24 protein-coding genes and 1 tRNA gene are annotated in these 20,939 nt (G+C 45.8%); 14 read left to right on the forward strand and 11 right to left on the reverse strand.

What is annotated here, in order from left to right:
* The 7 genes from J7K41_01460 to J7K41_01490 form a co-directional block, all read left to right on the forward strand.
* Nucleotides 1–819 (forward strand): hypothetical protein (locus J7K41_01460; protein MCD6549360.1); only part of this gene is annotated, 819 nt, incomplete at its 5' end.
* Nucleotides 820–838: 19 nt separating this feature from the next.
* Complete coding sequence (locus J7K41_01465) at nucleotides 839–1,639, forward strand: hypothetical protein (GenBank protein ID MCD6549361.1); 801 nt, start codon at nucleotides 839–841, stop codon at nucleotides 1,637–1,639.
* Between the two features lie 15 nt (nucleotides 1,640–1,654).
* Nucleotides 1,655–3,175: an ATP-binding protein gene (locus J7K41_01470; GenBank protein MCD6549362.1), complete on the forward strand. Its 1,521-nt coding sequence runs from the start codon at nucleotides 1,655–1,657 to the stop codon at nucleotides 3,173–3,175.
* The gene (locus J7K41_01475; GenBank protein ID MCD6549363.1) at nucleotides 3,172–3,906 is read left to right on the forward strand and encodes a hypothetical protein; all 735 of its coding nucleotides are present in this window, start codon (nucleotides 3,172–3,174) and stop codon (nucleotides 3,904–3,906) included. The genes J7K41_01470 and J7K41_01475 overlap by 4 nt, the downstream gene beginning before the upstream one ends.
* The gene (locus J7K41_01480; GenBank protein ID MCD6549364.1) at nucleotides 3,893–4,078 is read left to right on the forward strand and encodes a hypothetical protein; all 186 of its coding nucleotides are present in this window, start codon (nucleotides 3,893–3,895) and stop codon (nucleotides 4,076–4,078) included. Before J7K41_01475 ends, J7K41_01480 begins: the two co-directional genes overlap by 14 nt.
* A 17-nt stretch (nucleotides 4,079–4,095) precedes the next feature.
* A complete protein-coding gene (locus J7K41_01485) occupies nucleotides 4,096–4,701 on the forward strand; it encodes a methyltransferase (GenBank protein MCD6549365.1) in 606 nt (201 codons plus the stop codon).
* A gap of 1 nt (nucleotide 4,702) precedes the next feature.
* Nucleotides 4,703–5,404: an RNA methyltransferase gene (locus J7K41_01490; protein MCD6549366.1), complete on the forward strand. Its 702-nt coding sequence runs from the start codon at nucleotides 4,703–4,705 to the stop codon at nucleotides 5,402–5,404.
* A 40-nt stretch (nucleotides 5,405–5,444) separates the two neighbouring features.
* Here J7K41_01490 and sepF read toward each other — a convergent pair whose 3' ends face one another.
* Complete coding sequence (gene sepF / locus J7K41_01495; protein MCD6549367.1) at nucleotides 5,445–5,813, reverse strand: cell division protein SepF; 369 nt, start codon at nucleotides 5,811–5,813, stop codon at nucleotides 5,445–5,447.
* 76 nt (nucleotides 5,814–5,889) lie between these two features.
* Between sepF and J7K41_01500 the strand changes: the two genes are divergently transcribed.
* From J7K41_01500 to J7K41_01510, 3 genes are read left to right on the forward strand one after another with little or no spacing between them, the layout of a single operon-like run.
* Nucleotides 5,890–7,107: an orc1/cdc6 family replication initiation protein gene (locus J7K41_01500; GenBank protein MCD6549368.1), complete on the forward strand. Its 1,218-nt coding sequence runs from the start codon at nucleotides 5,890–5,892 to the stop codon at nucleotides 7,105–7,107.
* On the forward strand, nucleotides 7,104–7,622 hold the full coding sequence (locus J7K41_01505) for a hypothetical protein (GenBank protein ID MCD6549369.1): 519 nt from the start codon (nucleotides 7,104–7,106) through the stop codon (nucleotides 7,620–7,622). The genes J7K41_01500 and J7K41_01505 overlap by 4 nt, the downstream gene beginning before the upstream one ends.
* 8 nt (nucleotides 7,623–7,630) lie before the next feature.
* Entirely contained in the window at nucleotides 7,631–8,203 is a 573-nt protein-coding gene (locus J7K41_01510; protein MCD6549370.1) for an adenylate kinase family protein, read from the forward strand.
* Here the strand turns inward: J7K41_01510 and J7K41_01515 are convergent.
* From J7K41_01515 to J7K41_01530, 4 genes are read right to left on the reverse strand one after another with little or no spacing between them, the layout of a single operon-like run.
* Nucleotides 8,178–8,429: a hypothetical protein gene (locus J7K41_01515; protein MCD6549371.1), complete on the reverse strand. Its 252-nt coding sequence runs from the start codon at nucleotides 8,427–8,429 to the stop codon at nucleotides 8,178–8,180. The two genes, J7K41_01510 and J7K41_01515, sit on opposite strands and share 26 nt — an antisense overlap.
* A 5-nt stretch (nucleotides 8,430–8,434) precedes the next feature.
* Nucleotides 8,435–9,931 carry a hypothetical protein gene (locus J7K41_01520; GenBank protein ID MCD6549372.1) on the reverse strand — a complete coding sequence of 499 codons (1,497 nt, stop codon included), beginning with the start codon at nucleotides 9,929–9,931 and terminating at the stop codon, nucleotides 8,435–8,437.
* Complete coding sequence (locus tag J7K41_01525; GenBank protein MCD6549373.1) at nucleotides 9,928–12,069, reverse strand: hypothetical protein; 2,142 nt, start codon at nucleotides 12,067–12,069, stop codon at nucleotides 9,928–9,930. The genes J7K41_01520 and J7K41_01525 overlap by 4 nt, the downstream gene beginning before the upstream one ends.
* A 4-nt stretch (nucleotides 12,070–12,073) precedes the next feature.
* Nucleotides 12,074–12,910, reverse strand: coding sequence for a hypothetical protein (locus J7K41_01530; GenBank protein ID MCD6549374.1), 837 nt, complete (start codon nucleotides 12,908–12,910; stop codon nucleotides 12,074–12,076).
* 35 nt (nucleotides 12,911–12,945) lie between these two features.
* Between J7K41_01530 and J7K41_01535 the strand changes: the two genes are divergently transcribed.
* Nucleotides 12,946–13,365: a hypothetical protein gene (locus J7K41_01535; protein MCD6549375.1), complete on the forward strand. Its 420-nt coding sequence runs from the start codon at nucleotides 12,946–12,948 to the stop codon at nucleotides 13,363–13,365.
* Here the strand turns inward: J7K41_01535 and J7K41_01540 are convergent.
* Complete coding sequence (locus J7K41_01540) at nucleotides 13,355–14,230, reverse strand: ribonuclease Z (protein MCD6549376.1); 876 nt, start codon at nucleotides 14,228–14,230, stop codon at nucleotides 13,355–13,357. The genes J7K41_01535 and J7K41_01540 overlap by 11 nt on opposite strands.
* A 115-nt stretch (nucleotides 14,231–14,345) precedes the next feature.
* On the opposite strand from J7K41_01540, the gene J7K41_01545 reads away from it, so the two are divergent.
* Nucleotides 14,346–15,389 carry a M42 family metallopeptidase gene (locus tag J7K41_01545; GenBank protein MCD6549377.1) on the forward strand — a complete coding sequence of 348 codons (1,044 nt, stop codon included), beginning with the start codon at nucleotides 14,346–14,348 and terminating at the stop codon, nucleotides 15,387–15,389.
* Between the two features lie 41 nt (nucleotides 15,390–15,430).
* Here J7K41_01545 and J7K41_01550 read toward each other — a convergent pair whose 3' ends face one another.
* The gene (locus tag J7K41_01550; GenBank protein ID MCD6549378.1) at nucleotides 15,431–15,895 is read right to left on the reverse strand and encodes a hypothetical protein; all 465 of its coding nucleotides are present in this window, start codon (nucleotides 15,893–15,895) and stop codon (nucleotides 15,431–15,433) included.
* 52 nt (nucleotides 15,896–15,947) lie between these two features.
* On the opposite strand from J7K41_01550, the gene J7K41_01555 reads away from it, so the two are divergent.
* The gene (locus J7K41_01555; protein MCD6549379.1) at nucleotides 15,948–16,922 is read left to right on the forward strand and encodes a PrsW family intramembrane metalloprotease; all 975 of its coding nucleotides are present in this window, start codon (nucleotides 15,948–15,950) and stop codon (nucleotides 16,920–16,922) included.
* Here J7K41_01555 and J7K41_01560 read toward each other — a convergent pair.
* From J7K41_01560 to J7K41_01570, 3 genes are read right to left on the reverse strand one after another with little or no spacing between them, the layout of a single operon-like run.
* On the reverse strand, nucleotides 16,897–17,718 hold the full coding sequence (locus J7K41_01560) for a type II secretion system F family protein (protein MCD6549380.1): 822 nt from the start codon (nucleotides 17,716–17,718) through the stop codon (nucleotides 16,897–16,899). The two genes, J7K41_01555 and J7K41_01560, sit on opposite strands and share 26 nt — an antisense overlap.
* A gap of 9 nt (nucleotides 17,719–17,727) precedes the next feature.
* Nucleotides 17,728–18,582 carry a type II secretion system F family protein gene (locus J7K41_01565; GenBank protein ID MCD6549381.1) on the reverse strand — a complete coding sequence of 285 codons (855 nt, stop codon included), beginning with the start codon at nucleotides 18,580–18,582 and terminating at the stop codon, nucleotides 17,728–17,730.
* Nucleotides 18,576–20,327, reverse strand: a complete 1,752-nt coding sequence (locus tag J7K41_01570; protein MCD6549382.1) for a type II/IV secretion system ATPase subunit — start codon at nucleotides 20,325–20,327, stop codon at nucleotides 18,576–18,578. Before J7K41_01570 ends, J7K41_01565 begins: the two co-directional genes overlap by 7 nt.
* A 331-nt stretch (nucleotides 20,328–20,658) precedes the next feature.
* Between J7K41_01570 and J7K41_01575 the strand changes: the two genes are divergently transcribed.
* Nucleotides 20,659–20,733: transfer RNA gene (locus tag J7K41_01575), tRNA-Met, on the forward strand.
* Between the two features lie 20 nt (nucleotides 20,734–20,753).
* Here the strand turns inward: J7K41_01575 and J7K41_01580 are convergent.
* Nucleotides 20,754–20,939 (reverse strand): hypothetical protein (locus J7K41_01580; GenBank protein ID MCD6549383.1); only part of this gene is annotated, 186 nt, incomplete at its 5' end.

Here is a 20,939-nt window from a genome sequence, read left to right on the forward strand (position 1 = left end):
CTGAGCGCAGCGTTGGTCGGATTGTTCATGAGTCTGATAACGTCTACTGATACGGTCGCGTTATCACTCCTTCCGCCGGTCGAAGGCGCAACAGGCTCTGTGTCATATCTGACGACGTTATTCTCGCACACGTTGACCACTGTGGACACTGTCACGGCAAAACTTGTGGAATGTTCGCATATACTACACTACATCGCCTCGATTAAAGTAAACTTGAATGTTGTTGAAGTTAAACCATTCAACTCGTTGGATAACTTAGGGAGTTTACTCGACGGTCAGGTCAAGATATTCAACGGGATCAGAATGCTGACATCGGCAGAGATCCTGTTCCTGGAGTTTGTTGAGACCACTACATTGACCGTCTTTCTCCCGGTAGGGTTAGCACTCAGAGCATTCTTCATGACACGAAAGATTGGTGGTGCGCTTCTTGCCATAGGGTTAGGGTTCTATCTAGTATACCCGTTGGTGATGTTAACAGGAACATCGTTCGTCACGATAGACGACGCCTCTACAGAGGAACTCAACGATAACATTGACGATTTCGTCAACGATTACAAAGATGTTGCACTGTTCCCAGACCTGAACAACGAAGGCGCTGTCATAGACATGGTGAACGCAATATCCGAAGGGGGAAGCAAAGGGTACATAGTAGAGAGAACATACCAGTTAATAAACGATGTATCGTCGTTCGCCGCAGACCTGATATTTTTCTTAGTAATCCTACCTTTACTGAGTCTTGTCATCACCGTCTATTCGATATACGAATTGAGCAGGGTGTTCGGAGGTGAGATAATCGCATCGTCGTTTGATTACCTATAGACTGTTGGAGGGATGATGTATGGATGTAACATGGAATAGGAAGATTGCCATGGCAACATTGTTCGGTGGCGGGGTCTCATTGTTGTTGTCCCTGTTCACATTGAACACCGTAGCCATCGCCATCAGTTCGATATGTTTCGTGCTCACTATACTGATCTGGAAGTATGGACACATCATCATGCCCATGTTCTTCAGGTTAACCCGTGTCGTTGAAGTGAGGGACGGGTACGAGATCCCTCCGGAACGTGATTGTATCGTTAAAAAGGAAGGTCCGTACTACTATGTAAGTAGGTTCATCGGTGTCAACATCACTGAATCAGTAACCGAAAAATCAACCGAAGAAAAAGCCATGATGATGGAGTATTTCGAACGCGCGATCTCATCACTGAAATCTGTTGCAAAACTTTCGGTGCTCGTCCACAACGTCGATTTGAGGAAGGCGATCGAAGAGATAAAATCGAAGAGGAGTTGGTGTGAGACAAAGATAGCACAACTTCGCGCATCCAGCGACCCGAACAAGGAAGGTGAGATAACCCGATTGGAAAGGGAAGTGGCCATGTACAACAAACTCCTTGAAAGGATGAACACTGGTGAAAGACCTATGGAAGTGATCGCCTACATCATGACAACTGCAAAGGGCGCGTCAAGAGAAGAAGCAATGGCGCAGGCGCGTGCACAGGCAATGGAGATCAAATCCGTTGTCGGTAACGCATTGAACGTCGAAACCTTTGACCTGAAAGGCGAAGATATGGAGTTATGTTTTATGTTCGAAAGAACGATCCCGCCAACAGAAGAAGAATTCAAAAACGTGATATACTGAAGGGGTTGAGGTCGGATGGGAATGCTCAGGGTCAACAGAGTAGTCAGCAGTGAGATAGGTGCCAGAAGATTCTTTGTACATCCGCCAGAACCGCCTGCAAAAGTGATCATAGATAATCCGACGGATTCGATATACCTTGCCAAAACAAAGATGCTCAATGTGCCGTATTTCTGGGATTTCAAAAAACTTGTCAACCCCCATATATGCGTGATGGGTGTTACAGGTGCGGGAAAATCGTACCTCGTCAAAACATTCCTGACACGGGCAAATCTGGTATGGAATACTAACGCTCTCATCATCGATTGGGTTGGTGAATACATCGACTGGGTTAAACAGGTGAACGGTAAAGTGATTTCGTTGGGTAAAGGGGATTACATCAACCTGTTGGACCTGGCGGGTATGAAACCTATGGACAGAGTTAAACAGGTCATCACCGCACTTGAGATGCTTACAGACCTTGAAGAATACCCGTTACAGAAGAGGTTCACTGAGAAGGCCATAGAACAGGCGTATGTGAGGAAAGGGTTTTCATTGGTTGAAAGGGACCAGGGCAAAAGAAAACCGCCCACGCTTAACGACGTAATAAAAGAACTGCAGAGGATGAAGAGACAGGAGAAAAGCGAGGATAAAAAAGATGAGATAGACCAAGCAATAGACAGACTGAGAAAATACACGATAAAAGGTAACGATTATTTTGCCAAACAATCGACATTGAAGATAGACAAACTCATATCGAGCGGTCTGGTGTGTTTGGACCTTCACGGGTTACCGTCCGAAGAGACACGAAGTTTGGCAGGGTTAACGATCCTTCAGTTTATCAAAGAGATGATGAGGGACGAAGGATGGCATCCTGGGAAGGGGTTGAAACTCTTCGTTGTAGCCGATGAGGCGTGGAAGATCGCAAAGGATGACCGTAGCGACCTCGTCACTATCGTCAGAGAAGGGAGAAAGTACCAGTTCGGGTTGATCGTAGCCAGCCAGAACCCTACCGACGTAAGCAAGACCATCTTTTCCAACGTCGGGACGTTGTTCATAATGAGATTGCTCCTGAAAGAGTTCCGCGATTACGTTAAGAGTTCTGTGGGGTACTCGGATTTCATCGACCAGGCAATCGGACGGTTCAGTGTTGGCGAGTGTGCAGTATACCAGGCTTTCTATGAAAGGACCGGGTACGCAGAAACGTTCTTATTGAACCGTATAGATGGTGAAGAACCGTTAAAAATGTATACCATAATAGGTGATAACATGGACCTCAAATTTGAAAAGGAGGAGTTCAGAAGGAAGTTGTTAGATTTCGGACTGGATGATAAACAGGTAGGTGAAGTATGTTTAGAGTTCGAAAAGAATGAGAACAAACTGAACGTGTTGAAATTTGTACGGATGCTGGAGAGGTACGGGTTTGCAAGGTCGGTAATCGTAGGGTTGCTGAGGGATCTGGGTGTCCGCGAATCGGACATCATAAACATATTCGCTAAACTCCAGAGGATGAAACTCGGTGTGGAGGCTGACAAGATTACTAAACTGGTGGTTGAATGAAGACCCTGAGGAAACGACAGGAAAAGAAGAAGGAGGACCAGGTCAAAATCAAAACGATTACAATCAAAGGGAAATTCAACGTAAAAAATATAGCGGATAAACTCGGCGAGTTGGGGTTCAACAGGATATCGACGGGTAAAACATCAACGCGTCTGATGTACGTGGAAAGCGAGACGTTGTCCAAAAAGCCGTACAGATACATAGAGTTCATCGTAACACCCACCGGTCTTTCGGTGAACTTTACAATAACACCCGAAACTAACGAGAAGAAAAGGATCATAGATGTGTCGGAACTGTTGTTAAGATTTTTGATCTATGCCGGGTACGAGAATGTAGACATGAAACCGATATTCAGAACAATACTTGAGGGTATGGCAGGAGTACGCGAAATCATCGATACAAACTACGAGGTGCTGATAAACAAACACGAGAAACTCAAAAAAGAACACGAGAATACAGTAAAGAAACTCGAAGAAACCATGAAAGCTCTGGAATCCGCAGACAGAAGGTTACAGTCAATGGAACGCAAGGTTCAGGAGTTGGAACAGAGGATCAAAGAACTCGAAGTTGTAAGTGATGAGAGTCTTAAAGAGATGCTTATAGAATGGCTCAAACTGCATCAAGGTAAGATAAACGTCTACCAGTTCGCTAAACTGCACGGGTTACCGACGGCACGTGTTGAAGAAGGATTGGACCGGCTGATGAAGGAGGGATACATTGAAAAGGTCTAGGTCGGGTAGAAGTGTGAGAAGGGCAAAAGGTACAGAAAACCGAACGGGTAGAGGTAAGGAGTTAAACTTTGCCTTTCTTAAACCTGCAAGGGTCGAACGGGAATTCATCATAGTCGATAAAAGAAAGAAAAAATCCGGTTTGTTATCAAGGTTGTTCAACCTTAAGAGATAGTGCACACCTGTGATCCCATGGACAGAATAACCTTCAACGGGTTATCCATAACCATATTCGACGATGTTTATAGTCCGGCAGAAGATACATGGCTACTTATGAAAAGCATCGGAAAGGAGGATTATGTAGGAAAATCGGTTTTGGATATGGGATGCGGAACGGGTATCATCGGTTTATCCCTGGCCGCCGAAGCCGAGCATGTAGACCTTGCGGACGTTAGCCCGTCGGCCGTGAAGAATACCGCACTGAACATCGAGACAAACGGGATAAGGAATGCCCGTGTTATCGAAAGCGACCTGTTCAACCGAATAAAAGGCAGATACGATTTAATACTGTTCAATCCGCCGTATCTTCCAACGGATGCAGAAACATCGGTACCGGGAATCATAAACATGGCTTTTGACGGAGGTAGGGACGGTGCGGACACGATAGTCAGGTTCCTGAAACGTCTGGGTAACCATCTCAAACCGTCCGGAAAAGCCTATCTGGTATTAAGTTCTCTAACGAACATCCGTAGAATAGATAAAACCCTCGCTGAAACCGGATTCGTAAAAGAGACGGTGAACACCGAAGACTTCTTCTTCGAACGGTTGATCTGTTATCGGGTGAAGAGGTGTAGATGACATGCAGAAAGAAGATATCAAGTTCGTACTGGCAGAACCTGAATATCCCATAAACATAGGTATGGTTGCAAGGGTGCTGAGGAATTTCGGGTTCAAAGAACTCAGGATTGTCAATCCGCAATGTCCCATCGATAAAACCGCATTCATGTTTGCCAAACACGGAAAAGACCTCCTGGAACGGGCAAAAGTCTACGCAACCGTCGATGATGCGGTGGCTGATTGCAAATTCGTCATAGGCACTACGGGCGTGCTCAGGAGACATAAACGCACCGTAAGAAACCCGATCGACCTTAGAACGTTCAAGCAAAGGTCGTTCGACGGAAAGGTAGCGTTGCTGTTCGGAAGGGAAGGTATAGGGTTGACGGAAGAAGAGATCAATAAATGCGATTTTCATGTCACGATACCTACCGATAAAGAGTATCCGATACTGAACCTTTCCCATGCGGTTGCCATCACGGCGTACGAGTTGAGCGGGTTCAAAATCGTTGCCAGACATTCGAAAAAGAATAAGGAGAACATGTTCAGGATTTACGACATGCTCGTGGACAGTCTATCGAAACATCTGGAAAACCCTGATAAGTTCAAAATCGTATTCAGGAGAGTGGTGGGCAGAGCAGCCATACGCGATGATGAGATCAATGTGCTGACCGGACTGTTCAGTTATATAATCCGAGAGATTCGTCGGACCGATAAGGTTGACTAACAGTAGAGAAAACGGATGTAAAAACGAATGGATGAAGGATTCATTTCTTCCTTATCCGTTTCACTATCTTTATCTTTGTCGGTGTAAGTATCACCTTATCGTTGTCTATCCGTGCAATGTCGCCGTTTATCTTCTTGGTATGCGTTTTCAACGCTGTTATCACGTTCTGAAGTTTTTTGGGCCACTTTGTCATACGGGAGATGTTCAGCAGAACGATATTGCCCTTCTTAAGTTCCTCCATTATCACCGTTGTATCATCTTCGCGTTCCAAAGCGATAGGTATGATGTAATGGTCTGCGGGTTCGTGGAGAACGTCAACCTCCTCCATCTCAACAGTATCCATATACTCTTCAAGGTCTATTCCTTTATTCATACCGAGTGTGCTGGTCAGTTTTTCTATAATACCCATAATGATCACCTCATCAGTATTATTTGAACCAATAAGATTAAAAAATAATCTGTATTATAAATCTTTCTGTGGTCGTATGCCTTCATTCTTAGAAATACTATCAAAGAAATCGGTTTTTAAAGACAGGAATGCGTTATCACCACATTATCTACCTCCGACGTTACCTTTCCGTGAGAAGGAGATAAAAACAATCATGAGGATAGTCAGCCCGGCACTCAAAGGTGACCGACCGCACAACCTCGTGATCTACGGTAAGACAGGCACCGGGAAAACGGCAAGCGTAAAACATGTCATGAAAGAGTTTGAAAAGCACAGCGGTGACAGAGCCTTCATGTGTTACGTTAACTGTAGAATGTACAACACCAAATATCGTGTGATACAGAAGATTGTCAAAACATATGTTGAAGGAATGGATAAGAGCGGGTTCGGTATAACCACTTTGTACGAGAAGTTGTTGGACTGGATCGAAAGCAAGGGAGCGTATCTGATTGTGGTGTTGGACGAGATAGATATGGTGAAAGACCTGGACGGATTGATATACACGCTGACCAGAGCCAACGATGAACTTAAAAGGGGAGGGATATCGCTGATAGGTATATCGAACAAGTTGTCTTTTAAAGAGATGTTGGACCCGAGAAGCAAAAGCAGCCTCTATGAGACGGAGTGCATATTCCCGCCGTACACGGCTGTTGAACTTCAGGAGATCCTCAGACAGAGGGTAGAACTCAGTTTCAAAGAAGGGGTTGTGGAAGATTCAGCGATCAATCTGGCGGCGGCGATAACCGCTCAGGAGACGGGTGACGCGAGGTACGCGTTGAAACTTATGTTAAAGGCCGGTGAGATAGCCGATGAGAAAGGGTTGAACAAAATCACTGATAAAGAGGTAGAACTGGCAAGGGTAGGTGTGGATGACGACCTTGCTGCAGAAACGATTGTAACACTACCGGACCATCAACAGTTCGTTCTGTTAGCGATAGCCAATCTCACGATTTACGGGAGCAGGTATTCAAAACTGAACGATGTTGAAACAGGGTTTCTGTTCTCCGGTGAGGTGTACGAAGAATACAGGAAGGTGTGCAAAGAGTATCACAAAAAACCCAGGACCGCAAGATGGTACCAGGAATACTTAAACGACCTCGAGATGTTGGGTCTTATCACGACCGTAGAAAGCGGTAAAGGGATACGTGGACACACGAGGCTGATAAGGATAGGATACTCTGCCGAATCCGTGAAATCGATCATCGAACGTAACTTCCAGATGCGTGGAAGTTTCAGTGCCGAGGGGGTGTCATGAGATATACTGCCGCATTTTTCACCCTGGTGGTTGCATACTTCTTGCTCTCAGGATGTTTGACAACTGCTCAGGACCTGTCTGCGTGCAACGCAATAGGTAACAGTACGGGACGTAACATATGTCTGACTAATTATTGGTTGGCAAGGTATCGCGACTCCCATAACCCTGCCGCTTCTATGGTCTGTGCGAGTATGCCGGAGGTCGACAAATATAAATGTTACTACGCATTCGCTATCGAAGCAGCAGGGTCAGGTAACAGAACCCATGCGGTAGAGTTCTGCGAACAGATCACCAACCCGTTCGCAAGTTCTATACTCGATGACCCGGTACCGATCAGAAACAGATGCTATACGGACATAGCGGTGATACTGGGTGATTCTACGATATGCAACCATATCACGGATGTTCACATGGATTACTTCGGTCTGTTAAAGATCGCTAATGAGACAGAACTTAAAGAACTGTGCAGGGAAGAGGTTAACGCAGCGGCGAACAGTAGACCTCCTTTTTCGTAGGTGGATCGATGAGGATCGTGTTGACAGGTGTCCCGGGAACAGGTAAAACCACTGTATGCAAAAACCTTGCCAGAAGGATAAAACACAGATGTATCTCCCTGAACAGCATCATTGAAAGGTATCATGTTTACTTCTACATAGATAAGAAGGACGGTTCAAAAGTTGTGGATATGAAAAAACTGAGCGATTATGTAACCAATATGCTGGCCGGAGAGGACAGGTACATCGTTGAAGGTCATCTGGCATGCGAGTTCTTTATACCTGCAGACCTTGTGATAGTCCTGCGTACACATCCGCGAATCCTGGAGAAGAGACTTAAAAAGAGAAGGTACAACAAACAGAAGGTCAAAGATAACGTCGTATGCGAACTCATAGACTACTGCGTAATAAAGAGTGAGAATGTGTACAACAAACAGAACGTACCTGTGGTAGAGGTTAACACTACGAACAAGTCCGTGGAGAAGGTAGTTTCCGAGATACTGGAGATAATAAAGGGAGTACGCAAACCCAAACACATAGATTGGTCCTCCAGGATGTTCCGTTCGAACGTTGATTTTATTCGTCAACTAGAAAATCTTTGAGCATCGAACCTGGAGGCAGGACGATCTCCATACCGTCCGCATGGACCGGGAGCCTGTATTTCGCCGCTATCCTTACTGCTTCGTCGAGGTCTACACTCTTGTTAGACTTCAAGAGTTTCACCCGTCCTATATCGGTGGGTTCCACAACAACCTCAAAGGTTATACGCTGGTACATGCCCTGTCGTCTCACCCGTTCCACAACTGTTTTTCCCATGTCCAAAGACATCTGTTTCACCTCTTTATCAACCTCATCAGCCACTGGAATAAACCGAAGGGGAACACGTTACCTGTGGAAGCATAATGAACGCCTATAAAAAGTACGAGAAACGTCAGAAGAACGGAAGATTGCAGGACAGGAGTTTTGTGAGAGTATAACAGGATCTGTTTGACACAAGGTCTGTGCCTATCATCACCAGGGTACTCGATCTCAACCCTATGGACATTATCGGGCAGGTCGACGGTACCGCAACCCCTACCGTCCAACTGCACGGTTTTCGTAACATTGTCCATCCTTAGGATAACGGTTGCCGGATAGACAGGATTACCCGACCGGTCGGATATGCAGAAAACGACCTGTTTTCCAGAAGAGGTACGGTTTGTATGCACTTCGGTAAACCAGGTAGGTATCCGCCAGAATACGATGCTCTCGTTTCTGAAACAATCACCGAACACATCGCAGTACTCGGTAACCAGAACGTTTTTTCCAGGTGAAACGTTCGTCAGGTCGAACCTGATTCGGTAGGTGCGGATGAACGAGCGGTTACCGTGGACCAATTCGTACGGATAGATGAAACTCTTATTGATGCTATACATGACCGAGACGTTCGACGGGTCATCTATGACAGGTTGATGGTCCGACCCGTTCACGCGGACATGGAGTAACCCGTATTCGTCTTCGTTTACAGTATGGTTGTAAATCCGTAGCGTGAACAACCTCTCTCCGTTCAAAGAATAGGAGATGTTTGAGAGGTATCTGTTGGTAAACACTACCGCATCTATGCACGGATGAACAAGAGAATGCTCTTTGAGAGGCGGGGAAAGCAGGAACTGCTCTACGGGATGGTTGTTCACGATTATCAAACGCCAATCCGAAACGTTGTACTCCGTTACGCCTTCTTCAACAGAAACGTTGTACCCGCAACTCCCGTTGGCAAGCGGGAAAAAGGTTGTCTTCTCTTCCGAATAAGATACATTGAACACAACGGTCAAAGTGATGTTTATCATGGGTTGCTGCCGCCCGGTGAACATGGGGTCCGTGTCCAGTTCGGTGGTGTTGAAAGGTATAGGAACGACGTATCTGAGATGCGTAACATTGTAGGTATCGTTGCCCGAAGTCACCTCTTCAAACGTTATGAGGTCAACGCGTTTCGTGAGCGTCGTGTTCAATAGGTCAAACGTTAGCACCGCCTTCTCCACATCTGCCGGTGAACCGAACGTTCTGCGAACCACCGTGTAACAACAGGAACAGTTGTCGTAATACTCTTTGGTTTCATAATCGGACAACTCGGAGACGTACCCCCAAACCACTGAAGGTCTATGACGGTCGGATATCAGGGTTGTGTTCCCTAACTCTAACGAGTTGGTTATCGATAAGATATAAGCACCTGGTTGATCACCGGTAACCGAACCGTTAAACTCCGATTCCGCGGGATAGACGTCACTCACATGAAACGCATGGGTTGACCAGACAACGAGAAACACAAACATAAAGAACTGTATCTGTCTCATAGGTAATCTCCCAGTTCGGAGACGGTCACAGGTATTATCACATCCAGTTTGACCATTATGGCTAACTTCTGTGTATCCTTGTCAGGTCCGAAGACCTTCTTCAAATAATCGTCTTTATCGGTATCGTTAGCGAATACAAGGTATATGTGGTCAACACCCTTCTTCATCAAGGAGGCGATGACTCTTGAAACGTTCTCCTTGTACGGAAGGATGGCAACGTTCTTAGACGGTATGAAAAGGTAATCACCTCTCTCATCAAACGGTAACCCATGCGCTATGACAAGGTCGCGTGCCTTACGATAGACCACACGCGTCTTTATATCCGAACCTTTCAACCAGGATTTCGGTAGATAGTAATCGTTGTACGCAACTATGTCCCCTTCATCGATCAGACTGTTCAACACCTCCATCAGATTAGTATCTAACACAACGACCCTCTCGTTCGGAAGCGCATATTTCGCAATGCCGTTCTTGACCTCCCTGAAACTCAAAGGCAGGTTCTTCCACCCGTATTCCTTCTCGACCTTTTTGAACACGTTCAACAGATCCTTCTTGGAAATCTTACGTTCAACAAAGGTCTCCTCAACAAACGATGGCACGTGTAACGTGTAGATCGGGCGCGGTTTTGCCCTGAACATCAGATAAACAACGACTACTATCAACATCCCGATAGGTCCGTATTTCAGGTAGATGTCCAACACCGAGGCCGCACGTTTTGTTGAGAACGAGCCGGTGACAGCAGCTCCCTTATACTCAAGTTTTATGACATGGTCCGCTCGGGGTAGCCCTGCGGTTATCGTCAATGTCCCTGAAGAAACGGGCTGTTCTCCAAAGTATTTACCGTCTATCCACACCTTTACCGTAGCACTCTCCAAAGCTCTACCGTCCACGGACACGTTGAAGAAGTATGTATCACCCTTGACATCGGCCAACGTAATAGTAAAGTTCTTAACGTGAAGATACCCTAACGCATGGACCTGGTTGAACTGGTCCTTAAGTATAACTATGTAGTTGCCCGGAGGCAATTCCTGATCAAGCGTGTAGGTACTCTTCCATATGTTTCTTACTGTGATACTATCAACGGTTACTGTAAAGTTCTGGAGGAGTTCGCCATCCCTCTTAAACATCAGGTACAAAGTGAGTTTTATCGGTTTATCGTAGGATTCGTTAAGGTCTATCTCATACTTCGGTTTTTCTGAAGGGAAGACATCCGTATCCAGAAAATGAAGACGTCCAGAATATGATTTGAGATAACCGCTCGTTATCGTGCCGCAGGCGGTGTTATCACCGTCGCGTTCACGGAAGTTGTAGATGACACGCACGTAACCGGAATCGCTTGTGATAGGGGGTGATATAAGCGTTAAACCGCCGTGATAGGACGGTCCGATATGATAGTCACGGACCGTAACGTTCTGCCAGCTCTCTTTCAGGACCGTGTTGACGATCTTTTCAACAGCGCTCTGTAACGATGTAAAACTGTTCAAAGGACGCGGTATGATGTACATAACACCTTTTTCGGATGACGTATACAACAGGTCATCACCTATGGGTGTAATGGTGTAGTTGCCGTGCGTACCGGGTTGAAAAGAAATCTGGTCAGTGTTCGGTACCTGGGAACCGTCGGGTTCTAACAAGAGGGATGTGTCCTTACCCACGTACAGGATCACGTTGTTGTTTTCCAGTACGGCTGAAAGGTTCTTGAAGAGAAAGGATGGAATCCTGCCCGTCGGAACGATTATCACGGAGTTCTGGACAGAAAAAACAGAACCGATGGAAAGATGCTTGATATCTACATTGTATTCATTAAACCTTTGGAGAAGTAACGAAGAGAATGTCGAGTAATCCGAAACTTCCACCGCAGGATAATCGAGAAGATAAACCTTGTTTCTGGGCTGGTTAGCGAACCAGAGCACGGAAAGATTGCCGTCGGCTTTATCGATGTCCACGTTCAAACTGACATAACCTACCTTGTCGAATCCGTAATCGGCTATACCGTAATCAGAATACGTTATACTGACATAAAAATGGGTGACATTCTCCTCGGGGGTCTCAGCAGGCGGTTCAACGGGATAGAACAGAACCACGGCAAGAAAACCTATCACAACTATTATAGGTATCAGAGCATACTTCCAGTTCATACCATCACTCCCCGTGCTTAGGCCTTCTCAATCTATGCACATATACCAGAGCAATCAAAAATGTTACGGTAATGATGGAGGATGGGAGAAGATTCTCTCCTGAATATAGGTCGACAATGAACCGTTCGAGTTTGTTGAGAAATGCAGAAATCTCTGCCTCAAGAGGTTCCTCTTTTTCGAATTCCAAAGCGAATCCGGACAGAACGGTAGTACGTTCCCAAACCAATTTCTTTATCCCTTTAACCGGAGGGAATATACCCTCCGGTTCCGACGGAGGAGGGTTTATCTTTGTGATGACAACGTTATCTGGGAGTACGAAGACCATCTTCGTATTCTGCGGAAGGATAAAATCTCCGGTGGTTGTTTTGTCGAACATAAACGCGTCGGTGTTAAGAACGTACTTGTACAACCGCGGAGCGGGACGTGTAACGATAAACAACCCTGTAGAATTGGCAGGTGGGGTTATAACATACGTTAACACTATCGATGTAGTTGTCTCGTTCAGGTATGAGAAAGGTAGCACGATCGGTTGAGGTGTCAGAGTAAAATCAGAGATGGTCACAGGAGAACCTCCCAAATGGTAGACAAGGGGGATGTTCAATGTATCCCTCCACGCCTGAATGTCGTTCCTCTTAAGAAGGTCTATGCTCTCCTTATACTTCTGGATCGATTCGTTACCAGATATCCGAATGGTGTATGTCTCCCGTACGTAAGCACTTCCGTCATCCTGAACGTACACGGTAATCTCTAGACCGAGCAAAGAATAGGATGCATGAAGCTCGGATACGGCGACGGAGAGGAAGAGGAAGACAAGTATAACGTATTTAAACCTTACGTTCATACAACTTATTTGGATAGATAATATTTTAATTTTATATGGAGGTGTTAGACGTGATAAAAGGTGGAAGGATCACTTCAGTAGAAGCAAAGAGAGAAAAGATAGAACCGATAAAAGGGCTCGGTATAAACATAACCATCGATGATGTTAAAACGAGCGGTAATCAGATCACTGTGTCCTACACGTACACAGTAAACTATGAAGAGAATGTTGGCAAACTCACAATGAAAGGCGAGATTCTGTTGGAGGAGGACGAGGAAAAGGTAAAGGAAATAGAGAAGTTATGGAAGAGCGATAAAAAGAAACTGCCGGATGATTTGGCAGAACTTCTGCTTAACACGATAAATTATGTGTGCGGGACAAACGGTACGTTGGTAGTAAAGGTAGTCAATCTGTCACCGCCGATGGTGCCTCCGAGGATAACCTTTGCTAAAGGAGGGGCCACTGCTAAGGCCTAAGGGTTATCCTCATTCCGTCGTAAGCGCAATGGGTGTTCCTAAACACCTTCTTCGCTTCTTTTTCTACAATGTTTAAATCTTTATATCTCTGACTTATATGTGTAAGGATAAGTTTTCTAACGCCGGCCTTTTTCGCAACTTCTGCCGCTTCCAAAGCCGTTGAATGCCTTCTCTCTTTTGCAAGGTCTGACTCCGATTCCAAGAAAGAGGCTTCGTGGATAAGTAAGTCGGCACCTTTTGCCGCATTGACAACAGACGCACACGGTCTCGTATCGCCAGAATAAACAATCTTCAACCCCTTCTTCACACTGCTGACATCCTCCAGATATACCGTCCGCCTCCCCACACGGATCTTACCCTTTTCGATAAGTTCTCTGAACATCCGACCGCGGATGCCCAAAGACCTTGCTCTGTAACCGTCAAACTTTATCCTATCATCAAACTGGATGACGTAACCGTAACTGTTGGGAATGTGCTTCACACGGAACGGTTTAACGTAGAACCCGTCAAACCGTACCTTTCTCACCCTATCGAACTCCGTTATATTAAGGAAATCGTGACGGACGAACACCAGATCCTTCAATCCTGGCGGACCGTAAACGTTCAGAACAGACCTTCTATCCAACAGGTGAAGGGTTTCGACCAGTCCCAACAGACCTAAGAAATGGTCGGTATGGAGATGGGTAATAAAGACGCTTTCCGTTTTGAAATAGCGAACATTGAACCTCATCATCTGACGTTGAGTGCCCTCTCCCACATCGAACAGATAGACCTTCCCCTTGTAGATCAGCGAGAAAGAAGGTAATCCGCGGTCTGCCGTAGGTATTCCGGCGCTCGTGCCCAAGAACACTATCTCAGGTAACATGAAAAGATTTTGAAAACCAACATTTTAAAAAGATGAAGTCACCGGTCAGGAAAGGTGCGAGTCAGGGGACAACTTTTAAAAGAATTATTCACTAAGGCACTCAACAGGTGATACAATGGGTGTTGATACAGAACTGCTTGGTAGGTTATGCGATGCAGAAGGTGTTCCTGGAAGGGAATGGGAGATCAGAAACATCATGGAAAAAGAATTCAAAAGGTTCGGTTACACGGTTCAAACGGACTGGATAGGCAACATCATAGCGTACAGGGGTAGAAGACCGCCCGAAAACCCGACCATGTTCGGTGCGCACATGGATGAGATAGGTCTGATGGTCAAACATATAGACAAGAAGGGGTTCGTACGGTTCATAAAGATAGGCGGTATAGACGACCGTGTGCTCGTCAACCAAAGAGTTGTTATATTCACCAAAAGAAAAGGGAAGGTGTACGGTGTCATAGGGAACAAACCTCCGCATCTCCTCAAAGATGAGGAAAAGAAGAACGTCATACCAGCAGAAGACCTGTTTATAGATATAGGCGCTAAAGATGATAAAGAAGCCGGAAGGATGGGTGTAACGGTGGGTGACCCGATAACGTTTGATGTACAGTTCAGAGTGTTAAACAAAAAGGTTGTGACGGGTAAAGCGTTGGATGACCGGGTAGGATGTTACATACTCCTCGAACTGGCTAAAAGATGCAAAAGAAAAGATGTGGTGTTCGTAGGTACTGTGCAGGAAGAGGTTTCATGGTTGGGTAAGGGCGCGATGTTAGCGGCATACGGGCTTGAACCTAAAAGTTTCATAGCGGTAGACACCACCATCGCAGGCGATCATCCGGGAGTTAAAGAGGAAGAAGCGCCAGTGATGATGGGTAAGGGTCCCTCAATAGTGCTTGTGGAAGCCGGAGGGAGAGGCAACGTTGCAGACCTTAATTTGGTAGAAAAGTTCTTCAAAATTGCGCAAAAGAACAGGATACCGTACCAGGTCGAGGCGATGGAGGCAGGGGCTACCGACGCCGCAAGTGTTTACAGGGTGAGAAGCGGGATACCTTCAATCGCGGTATGCGTACCTACAAGGTATATCCATTCGAATGTGTCAACAGTATCGCTCAAAGACATCGATTACACTGTAAAACTTCTGGATAAATTCATAAACAGGTAACCCAATAATTCGGGAACGCCCTTTTTTTCAACCTATTCTTTTTATGAAGGACCTTCGTACACACCGTAGACCTTACCTCTGACCGTGCCCCGTATGGCTTCAACCTTTGCATGCGTGTATTTGATGGTGACATCGAGGGAATACTTATCCCCTGCCAAACCCGAGACCGTTGCAGAAGGCGGCACAACCACCGTCTCCTCCATACCGCTATCGATGTACACGGGAGACGGAAGAGGAACCGGGTCTTTACCCACGCCCACGCTGGTAATCCTGACCGGATAGTTCAGATTGTTAGACAACATTAACACAGCGGTACCGTTGGAATACACAGTATACGCATCTAACGTTATATCCTTAGAACTCCATTCTATCTTACTTTTAACGGATTCTATACCCGGTTTGAGTTCGAGAAAACTCCGTAGGACACCCACCACTATCAAGGATATAATGACGACTATTGCAAGCACTATGAGATACTCCGTAGCGACCTGACCCTTAACCGTCATGTTGGTTGTATGAAATTAGAAAATTTATAAACCTATTGTTGCCTATCTTCTTATGACGTTAGATACAAGGAGTACCCTCCTCCTATTCATCTTATTCTTCATGTGGAACACGGTATATCCGACCGACCCGATGGAGGAGATAAGACACGGAATCGACGAACTCCTGGCATTCATCGAACTTCTCCTTCTCACCTTGTTGTACCTCCTGATGATTACAGTGGTAATGATCACTTTTATCAAATATGAGAAAGTCAGAAGTCCCGAATTCGGTCGGACAGTATATGTTGGTGCATTGGTCATCGGATTGATAATATTCATCGCATTCGTATCCGTCCCGGTCGATAACATATGGTACAAATCCGCAGTGTTCGTGATCGCGTTTCTCTCAGGTTTCTTTCCGATGTTCTCGCTCGTGATGGTAGGTTACGTCGGGTCGATGTTCAGGAGAAAACTGTTGAACTGGGTCCTCTACAGTATAAGCGTAGGCGGCATTGTGGCAGGCATCTCCTTTTTATTCAACGAAAATGTGTACATCGTTCTGTCGGGTGTAGGGGCACAGTGGTTATTCATCCTGATGGTTGCACCAGTCATCGAAGAATCCGCTAAACTCGTCGGCACTGTAAAACTCATTCAAAAGACAGAATCGTCATGCCTGGCGGCTGCAACAGTGATAGGTGGGACGTTTGCGGCATTGGAGAACCTGGTATATTTCACTATCAATACAAATCCTTTCCAAACGCAACTGAACATCTGGGTTAATATCATGTTGAACAGAACGTTTGTAACAGCAACAGCGCACGGTCTTTTCACATCTATCGCTGCGTACGGATGGCTGAAAAAAGGGATGCACAGGGCGATGTACATGTCATCTGCAATACTGCTCCATATCCTGTTTAACGGATTGGGAATGTATCTATCCGAGATACACGGTAAGGAGATCCTTACGTTTGTCATGACGCTCGTTTATTTCCTCCACCTCTACAGGATAAATAAGAAAGGGGTCACACAAACATCTTCCCTAGGATGAAAACAGAGATGTGGAATGCCATCATCGAAAGTGCGGAAAACAAGATGCCCCTCGGCAGTCCGGCCGTCATATGTCCTGTTTTTATCACGCCTAAAAGTATGCCCGTCAGAAAAGCGGATAAACCCAGATAGGTCGTGAACAGGAGGTTCAAAGAAAATGAAGGTATCGGTTGCTGTGTTATCGAAGAAGCGGAACTGAGAAACGTGTAAGCTAAACCGAACAGGAAAGGCATGACCAGCACCACGGAGAAGATGAGAAAGACTGTATAGAGATTGACACCAAGCGATACCTGTCTCTCCACGTCCCTTGTCTCCTGAATGTCTTCAGCGAGTTCTTCAAGCATTCGCGCCAGGTCTCCTCCAGACAGATAACCTGTGATGTAAAGGTCTATCACTCTGGTGAACGTATCGGACCTGTATTTCTGGGCTATCCGATAGAGCGCGTCTATGAACGAATCGGTACCCATCGATTTGTTTACCACGTACATCAAATCTTCGCTCAAAGGACCGAACTCCGGACGGACCGAATTCTTAAGTGCTAACACGGGATTCATACCTGCCCGGATGTTTGAGGAAAGGATGAGAAGAAAATCCGGGAGGATGCGTTCGAGGTCTTGTTTGACCTGCTCACGACGGTAAAGGATGAACACATAGTAAACTGCAAAGGATAGAACAAAGAGACATGCACCTAACATAAGTGAATGGATTAGAGGAAGGAACGCGAGGGAGATCAAACCCACAAGTAGTGAGATGAAGAAAAACACAGCAAACATCCTGCGAAACCTTCCATCAGTCATACCATCACCCTAAACACTCAACACTGGCCTCCTCAGTTTAACGTACTCTATAATAAACATCTGGATTAGGAGAGAACCGATAAACGAAACTGTAAGGATTACTGTATTCGTCGACCCGCTCATGGCGGAGAACACTGATGAAAGAGCGGCAATGAGCGACGGGATCGTTGCAGAAACAAAGAGGTATATCAGAACCCAAAGGTTAAGTTCGTGGAGATATCTTCCCAACGATGCCTGTTGTTGCCGTTTCAATGAGTAAACGATCGACTGTAAGGCGGTGGCAAGGTCACCCCCTATCTTCAACGCGCCCAGTATCTGCCACAACGTCTTTCTGAGGTATTCCGAATCTGTGGATTCGATGGCCTTAGAGATTGCGTCGTCTAAAGACGAACCTGTATCTATCTTGCTTACTATACCGCGAAATACTGTGGTAACCTCTCCGTAACTACCTTTCGAAACGTTTCTCAATGCCTCGTATATCGGGATACCGCTGGACACCTGTAGAGATAAATCTTTCAACGCAAAGAAGAGGTCCCTGTTCATCAAAGAAACATGTCGTTTTATCTCTAGATTAGGATAAAAGGCGAAGAAGAGAAGAAAAACGAAGAAGACGGCAGGGAACGAAAACAGAACAGTTGCACCTAAGTCGTAGGAAAAAAAGGTCGTGCCCAACAACCCAATCACGGATGAAAGAATGATCGCGTAAACGATCGAATTGATCAAAGAAAGCGATACGTAAAAAGACGGTTGAACGTTTATCCGTGCGCGTTCAAGTTTTTCGATAAACAGTTTACGGTCTGCGAACACGAACAACGGTTGCATGTATCTTGCAGAAGTAAATACGATGAATGGCCATTTCACCATCTGTCTATCACCTGGTTAAAGTTCCATCTTTTGGACACGGCTTTACGAAGATGGTCCGGGTCGCGATAGTACAGACTCGCTACGATCCCGACATCGTTAACGTTCGAAATATCGTTCTTAAGCATCCATTTCAGTATCTTCTCCTTCTCCTTTAATTCCCTATCCAACTCCTTCGGCGTCATACCTGTGTGAAGGTTGAGTTCCTCCATGACCCTTAAACTCTTGTTGCTCTTTTCAAAACTATCTTTTCTCGGATGCCACAGGTACAACCTGTTCAAAGACACAGTAGCCCGTGGACCCTCCCGTATCTCAGTAATCTCGTATGTCCTACGGACACCTGTCCTACGGTCACGGTACTGGATAACTATAACCTGTAGTGTCGAGAGTTCAGTAGCAGGAATATTAAAAGGTTCGTTGGATAATCTCCTGATGATCTGCGTGCTCGTGTCCGAATGCAAGGTTGATAGAACCGAATGACCGGTATGCATGGCTTCGAATGCCACTTCCGCTTCCTCACGATTACGTATCTCACCTATGATGATCCGATCAGGACGCATACGGAGTGAGGATTGGATCAATCTATCCATGGTCACTTCTCCCCTACCCTCGGTGTTCGGGGGTTTGGTAGTCAACGGGATCCAGTTCCATGAAAGGTATTCCGGCAGGTTGATCTCGCGCGTATCCTCTATACTGATTATGCGTTCTTTCGGAGGTATCAATGCCGCCAACGTGTTGAGCAGTGATGTTTTACCGGATGCAGTCCCGCCACCAACAAGGATGTTTATCTCATAATGGATACACATCCACAGAAAGGCGGCCATTTCGGTGGACAATGTGTGTATCTTCGGAGATATGAAGTCGGTAATCGTCCATGGGTCACGTGCGAATTTACGGATGGTGAGCGTGTTACCGGATGTCGAAACCGGGAACAACGTGGCGGCGGCACGGTCACCTGTGATAAGATGCGCATCCATGATAGGTGATGCCAACGTTATATCCCTACCGCTCTTCCTACCGATTTGTGACGCGATGTTGAATATCTCATCTTCCGACGCATAGGAAAGGTTTGTTTTGAGCCAACCGTATCTCTTATGGTACACTGATACAGGTCTGAACGCACCGTTTATCCCGACATCCTCTATATCCGGGTCGGCAAGAAGAAATTCCAGGTCGCCCAAACCGTACATGGACATGAAGAGCAGACTCATCAACACCTTTCTGTTGCGTTGGTTGAGTCCGGGAATCCTGTTGAAATATACCGAAGCATGGTCTGTAAACCGTGCAACGACAAACCCGCGTTTTTTAGGGTCAGACAACTCTTCTACCGATACTGTGAACTGTCTGGCCAACATATCTTTTACAACGTTCATAAACATCGAAGTGTACGGACCCGGACGCGGGATCGTCAGCACATACCTGTTCACGGGTTCGTCGGAAGATTCGATGATCTCAACGTAACCCTTAACACCGTACACGTGGACTGTATACTCTTCAACTATCTTGCCTGCCGTCTTTGCTCTTTCTTCATGAAAAGGGATGATACGTTTCAGTTTGATGAACCTACCGTCCAGAGGTTTTGTAACAAGTTCCACCACCTCTGCTTTAGAGAGAATATCCACTATGTCCAGAATCGCTTCCTCCTCCAAACCCACAAAAGATTTTATGTCATCGAGACTTGCCTGATGACCTTCAGATTCTTCAAGAAAATAGCATAACTCATCAACCTTTGTCCTCAACGGTTTCATAGTCCTATAAAAAATCGAGAAGTTTAAAAGGATTTGCCCTACCTGCTCCAACCCCGGACGACGGTATACCTAACACTAGGTATCGGAACTGTCCCCTCCTAAAACAGGAATGGGAAACTTAGAAAAGGGTGTATCTGAAAACTTTTTTATTTGGGGATTTTATACAGAGCCCTATATAACTTCATGAAAAATTACGAAATCAACAATCTGATTTTCTTTGTCAAACTCAGTTTTGATGTATCAAGATCCGTATAGAACTGCATCAAAAAGCATAAGGTTTTAAAAAGAGTTATTTACAAAATTAATAGTCGTTTTCGACCCATTGTTATTCAGCGGGGTGGGGCAGCCTGGAGTGCCCGCCGGGCTCATAACCCGGAGGTCCTTGGTTCAAATCCAAGCCCCGCTATACATTTTCTTCGTTTCTGTTCAACCCTCATTCTTTATACTGTCTTCTCTCGGGTTTACCTGTCTATGCTTCGGTATCTGAGGCACGATGACGTGTCTACCGTTCATGTATTTCAACAACCCACATCCCAATGCGTACGGTCTTCCTATAATGTAACCGACGATCACGTAGGTCCCGTTACGTTTATCTATGTTCGGCATAATGCA

The sequence above is a fragment of the Candidatus Micrarchaeota archaeon genome (genome assembly GCA_021163225.1).
Taxonomy (GTDB): Archaea; Micrarchaeota; Micrarchaeia; order Anstonellales; family JAGGXE01; genus JAGGXE01.

Bases quoted from the DNA above. Each gene is read 5' to 3' on its own strand.
- J7K41_01465 (MCD6549361.1), top strand. From the start codon at position 839: ATGGATGTAACATGGAATAGGAAGATTGCCATGGCAACATTGTTCGGT.
- J7K41_01470 (MCD6549362.1), top strand. From the start codon at position 1,655: ATGGGAATGCTCAGGGTCAACAGAGTAGTCAGCAGTGAGATAGGTGCC.
- J7K41_01475 (MCD6549363.1), top strand. From the start codon at position 3,172: ATGAAGACCCTGAGGAAACGACAGGAAAAGAAGAAGGAGGACCAGGTC.
- J7K41_01485 (MCD6549365.1), top strand. From the start codon at position 4,096: ATGGACAGAATAACCTTCAACGGGTTATCCATAACCATATTCGACGAT.
- J7K41_01490 (MCD6549366.1), top strand. From the start codon at position 4,703: ATGCAGAAAGAAGATATCAAGTTCGTACTGGCAGAACCTGAATATCCC.
- sepF (MCD6549367.1), bottom strand. From the start codon at position 5,813: ATGGGTATTATAGAAAAACTGACCAGCACACTCGGTATGAATAAAGGA.
- J7K41_01500 (MCD6549368.1), top strand. From the start codon at position 5,890: ATGCCTTCATTCTTAGAAATACTATCAAAGAAATCGGTTTTTAAAGAC.
- J7K41_01505 (MCD6549369.1), top strand. From the start codon at position 7,104: ATGAGATATACTGCCGCATTTTTCACCCTGGTGGTTGCATACTTCTTG.
- J7K41_01510 (MCD6549370.1), top strand. From the start codon at position 7,631: ATGAGGATCGTGTTGACAGGTGTCCCGGGAACAGGTAAAACCACTGTA.
- J7K41_01515 (MCD6549371.1), bottom strand. From the start codon at position 8,429: ATGTCTTTGGACATGGGAAAAACAGTTGTGGAACGGGTGAGACGACAG.
- J7K41_01520 (MCD6549372.1), bottom strand. From the start codon at position 9,931: ATGAGACAGATACAGTTCTTTATGTTTGTGTTTCTCGTTGTCTGGTCA.
- J7K41_01525 (MCD6549373.1), bottom strand. From the start codon at position 12,069: ATGAACTGGAAGTATGCTCTGATACCTATAATAGTTGTGATAGGTTTT.
- J7K41_01530 (MCD6549374.1), bottom strand. From the start codon at position 12,910: ATGAACGTAAGGTTTAAATACGTTATACTTGTCTTCCTCTTCCTCTCC.
- J7K41_01535 (MCD6549375.1), top strand. From the start codon at position 12,946: ATGGAGGTGTTAGACGTGATAAAAGGTGGAAGGATCACTTCAGTAGAA.
- J7K41_01540 (MCD6549376.1), bottom strand. From the start codon at position 14,230: ATGTTACCTGAGATAGTGTTCTTGGGCACGAGCGCCGGAATACCTACG.
- J7K41_01545 (MCD6549377.1), top strand. From the start codon at position 14,346: ATGGGTGTTGATACAGAACTGCTTGGTAGGTTATGCGATGCAGAAGGT.
- J7K41_01550 (MCD6549378.1), bottom strand. From the start codon at position 15,895: ATGACGGTTAAGGGTCAGGTCGCTACGGAGTATCTCATAGTGCTTGCA.
- J7K41_01555 (MCD6549379.1), top strand. From the start codon at position 15,948: ATGACGTTAGATACAAGGAGTACCCTCCTCCTATTCATCTTATTCTTC.
- J7K41_01560 (MCD6549380.1), bottom strand. From the start codon at position 17,718: ATGACTGATGGAAGGTTTCGCAGGATGTTTGCTGTGTTTTTCTTCATC.
- J7K41_01565 (MCD6549381.1), bottom strand. From the start codon at position 18,582: ATGGTGAAATGGCCATTCATCGTATTTACTTCTGCAAGATACATGCAA.
- J7K41_01570 (MCD6549382.1), bottom strand. From the start codon at position 20,327: ATGAAACCGTTGAGGACAAAGGTTGATGAGTTATGCTATTTTCTTGAA.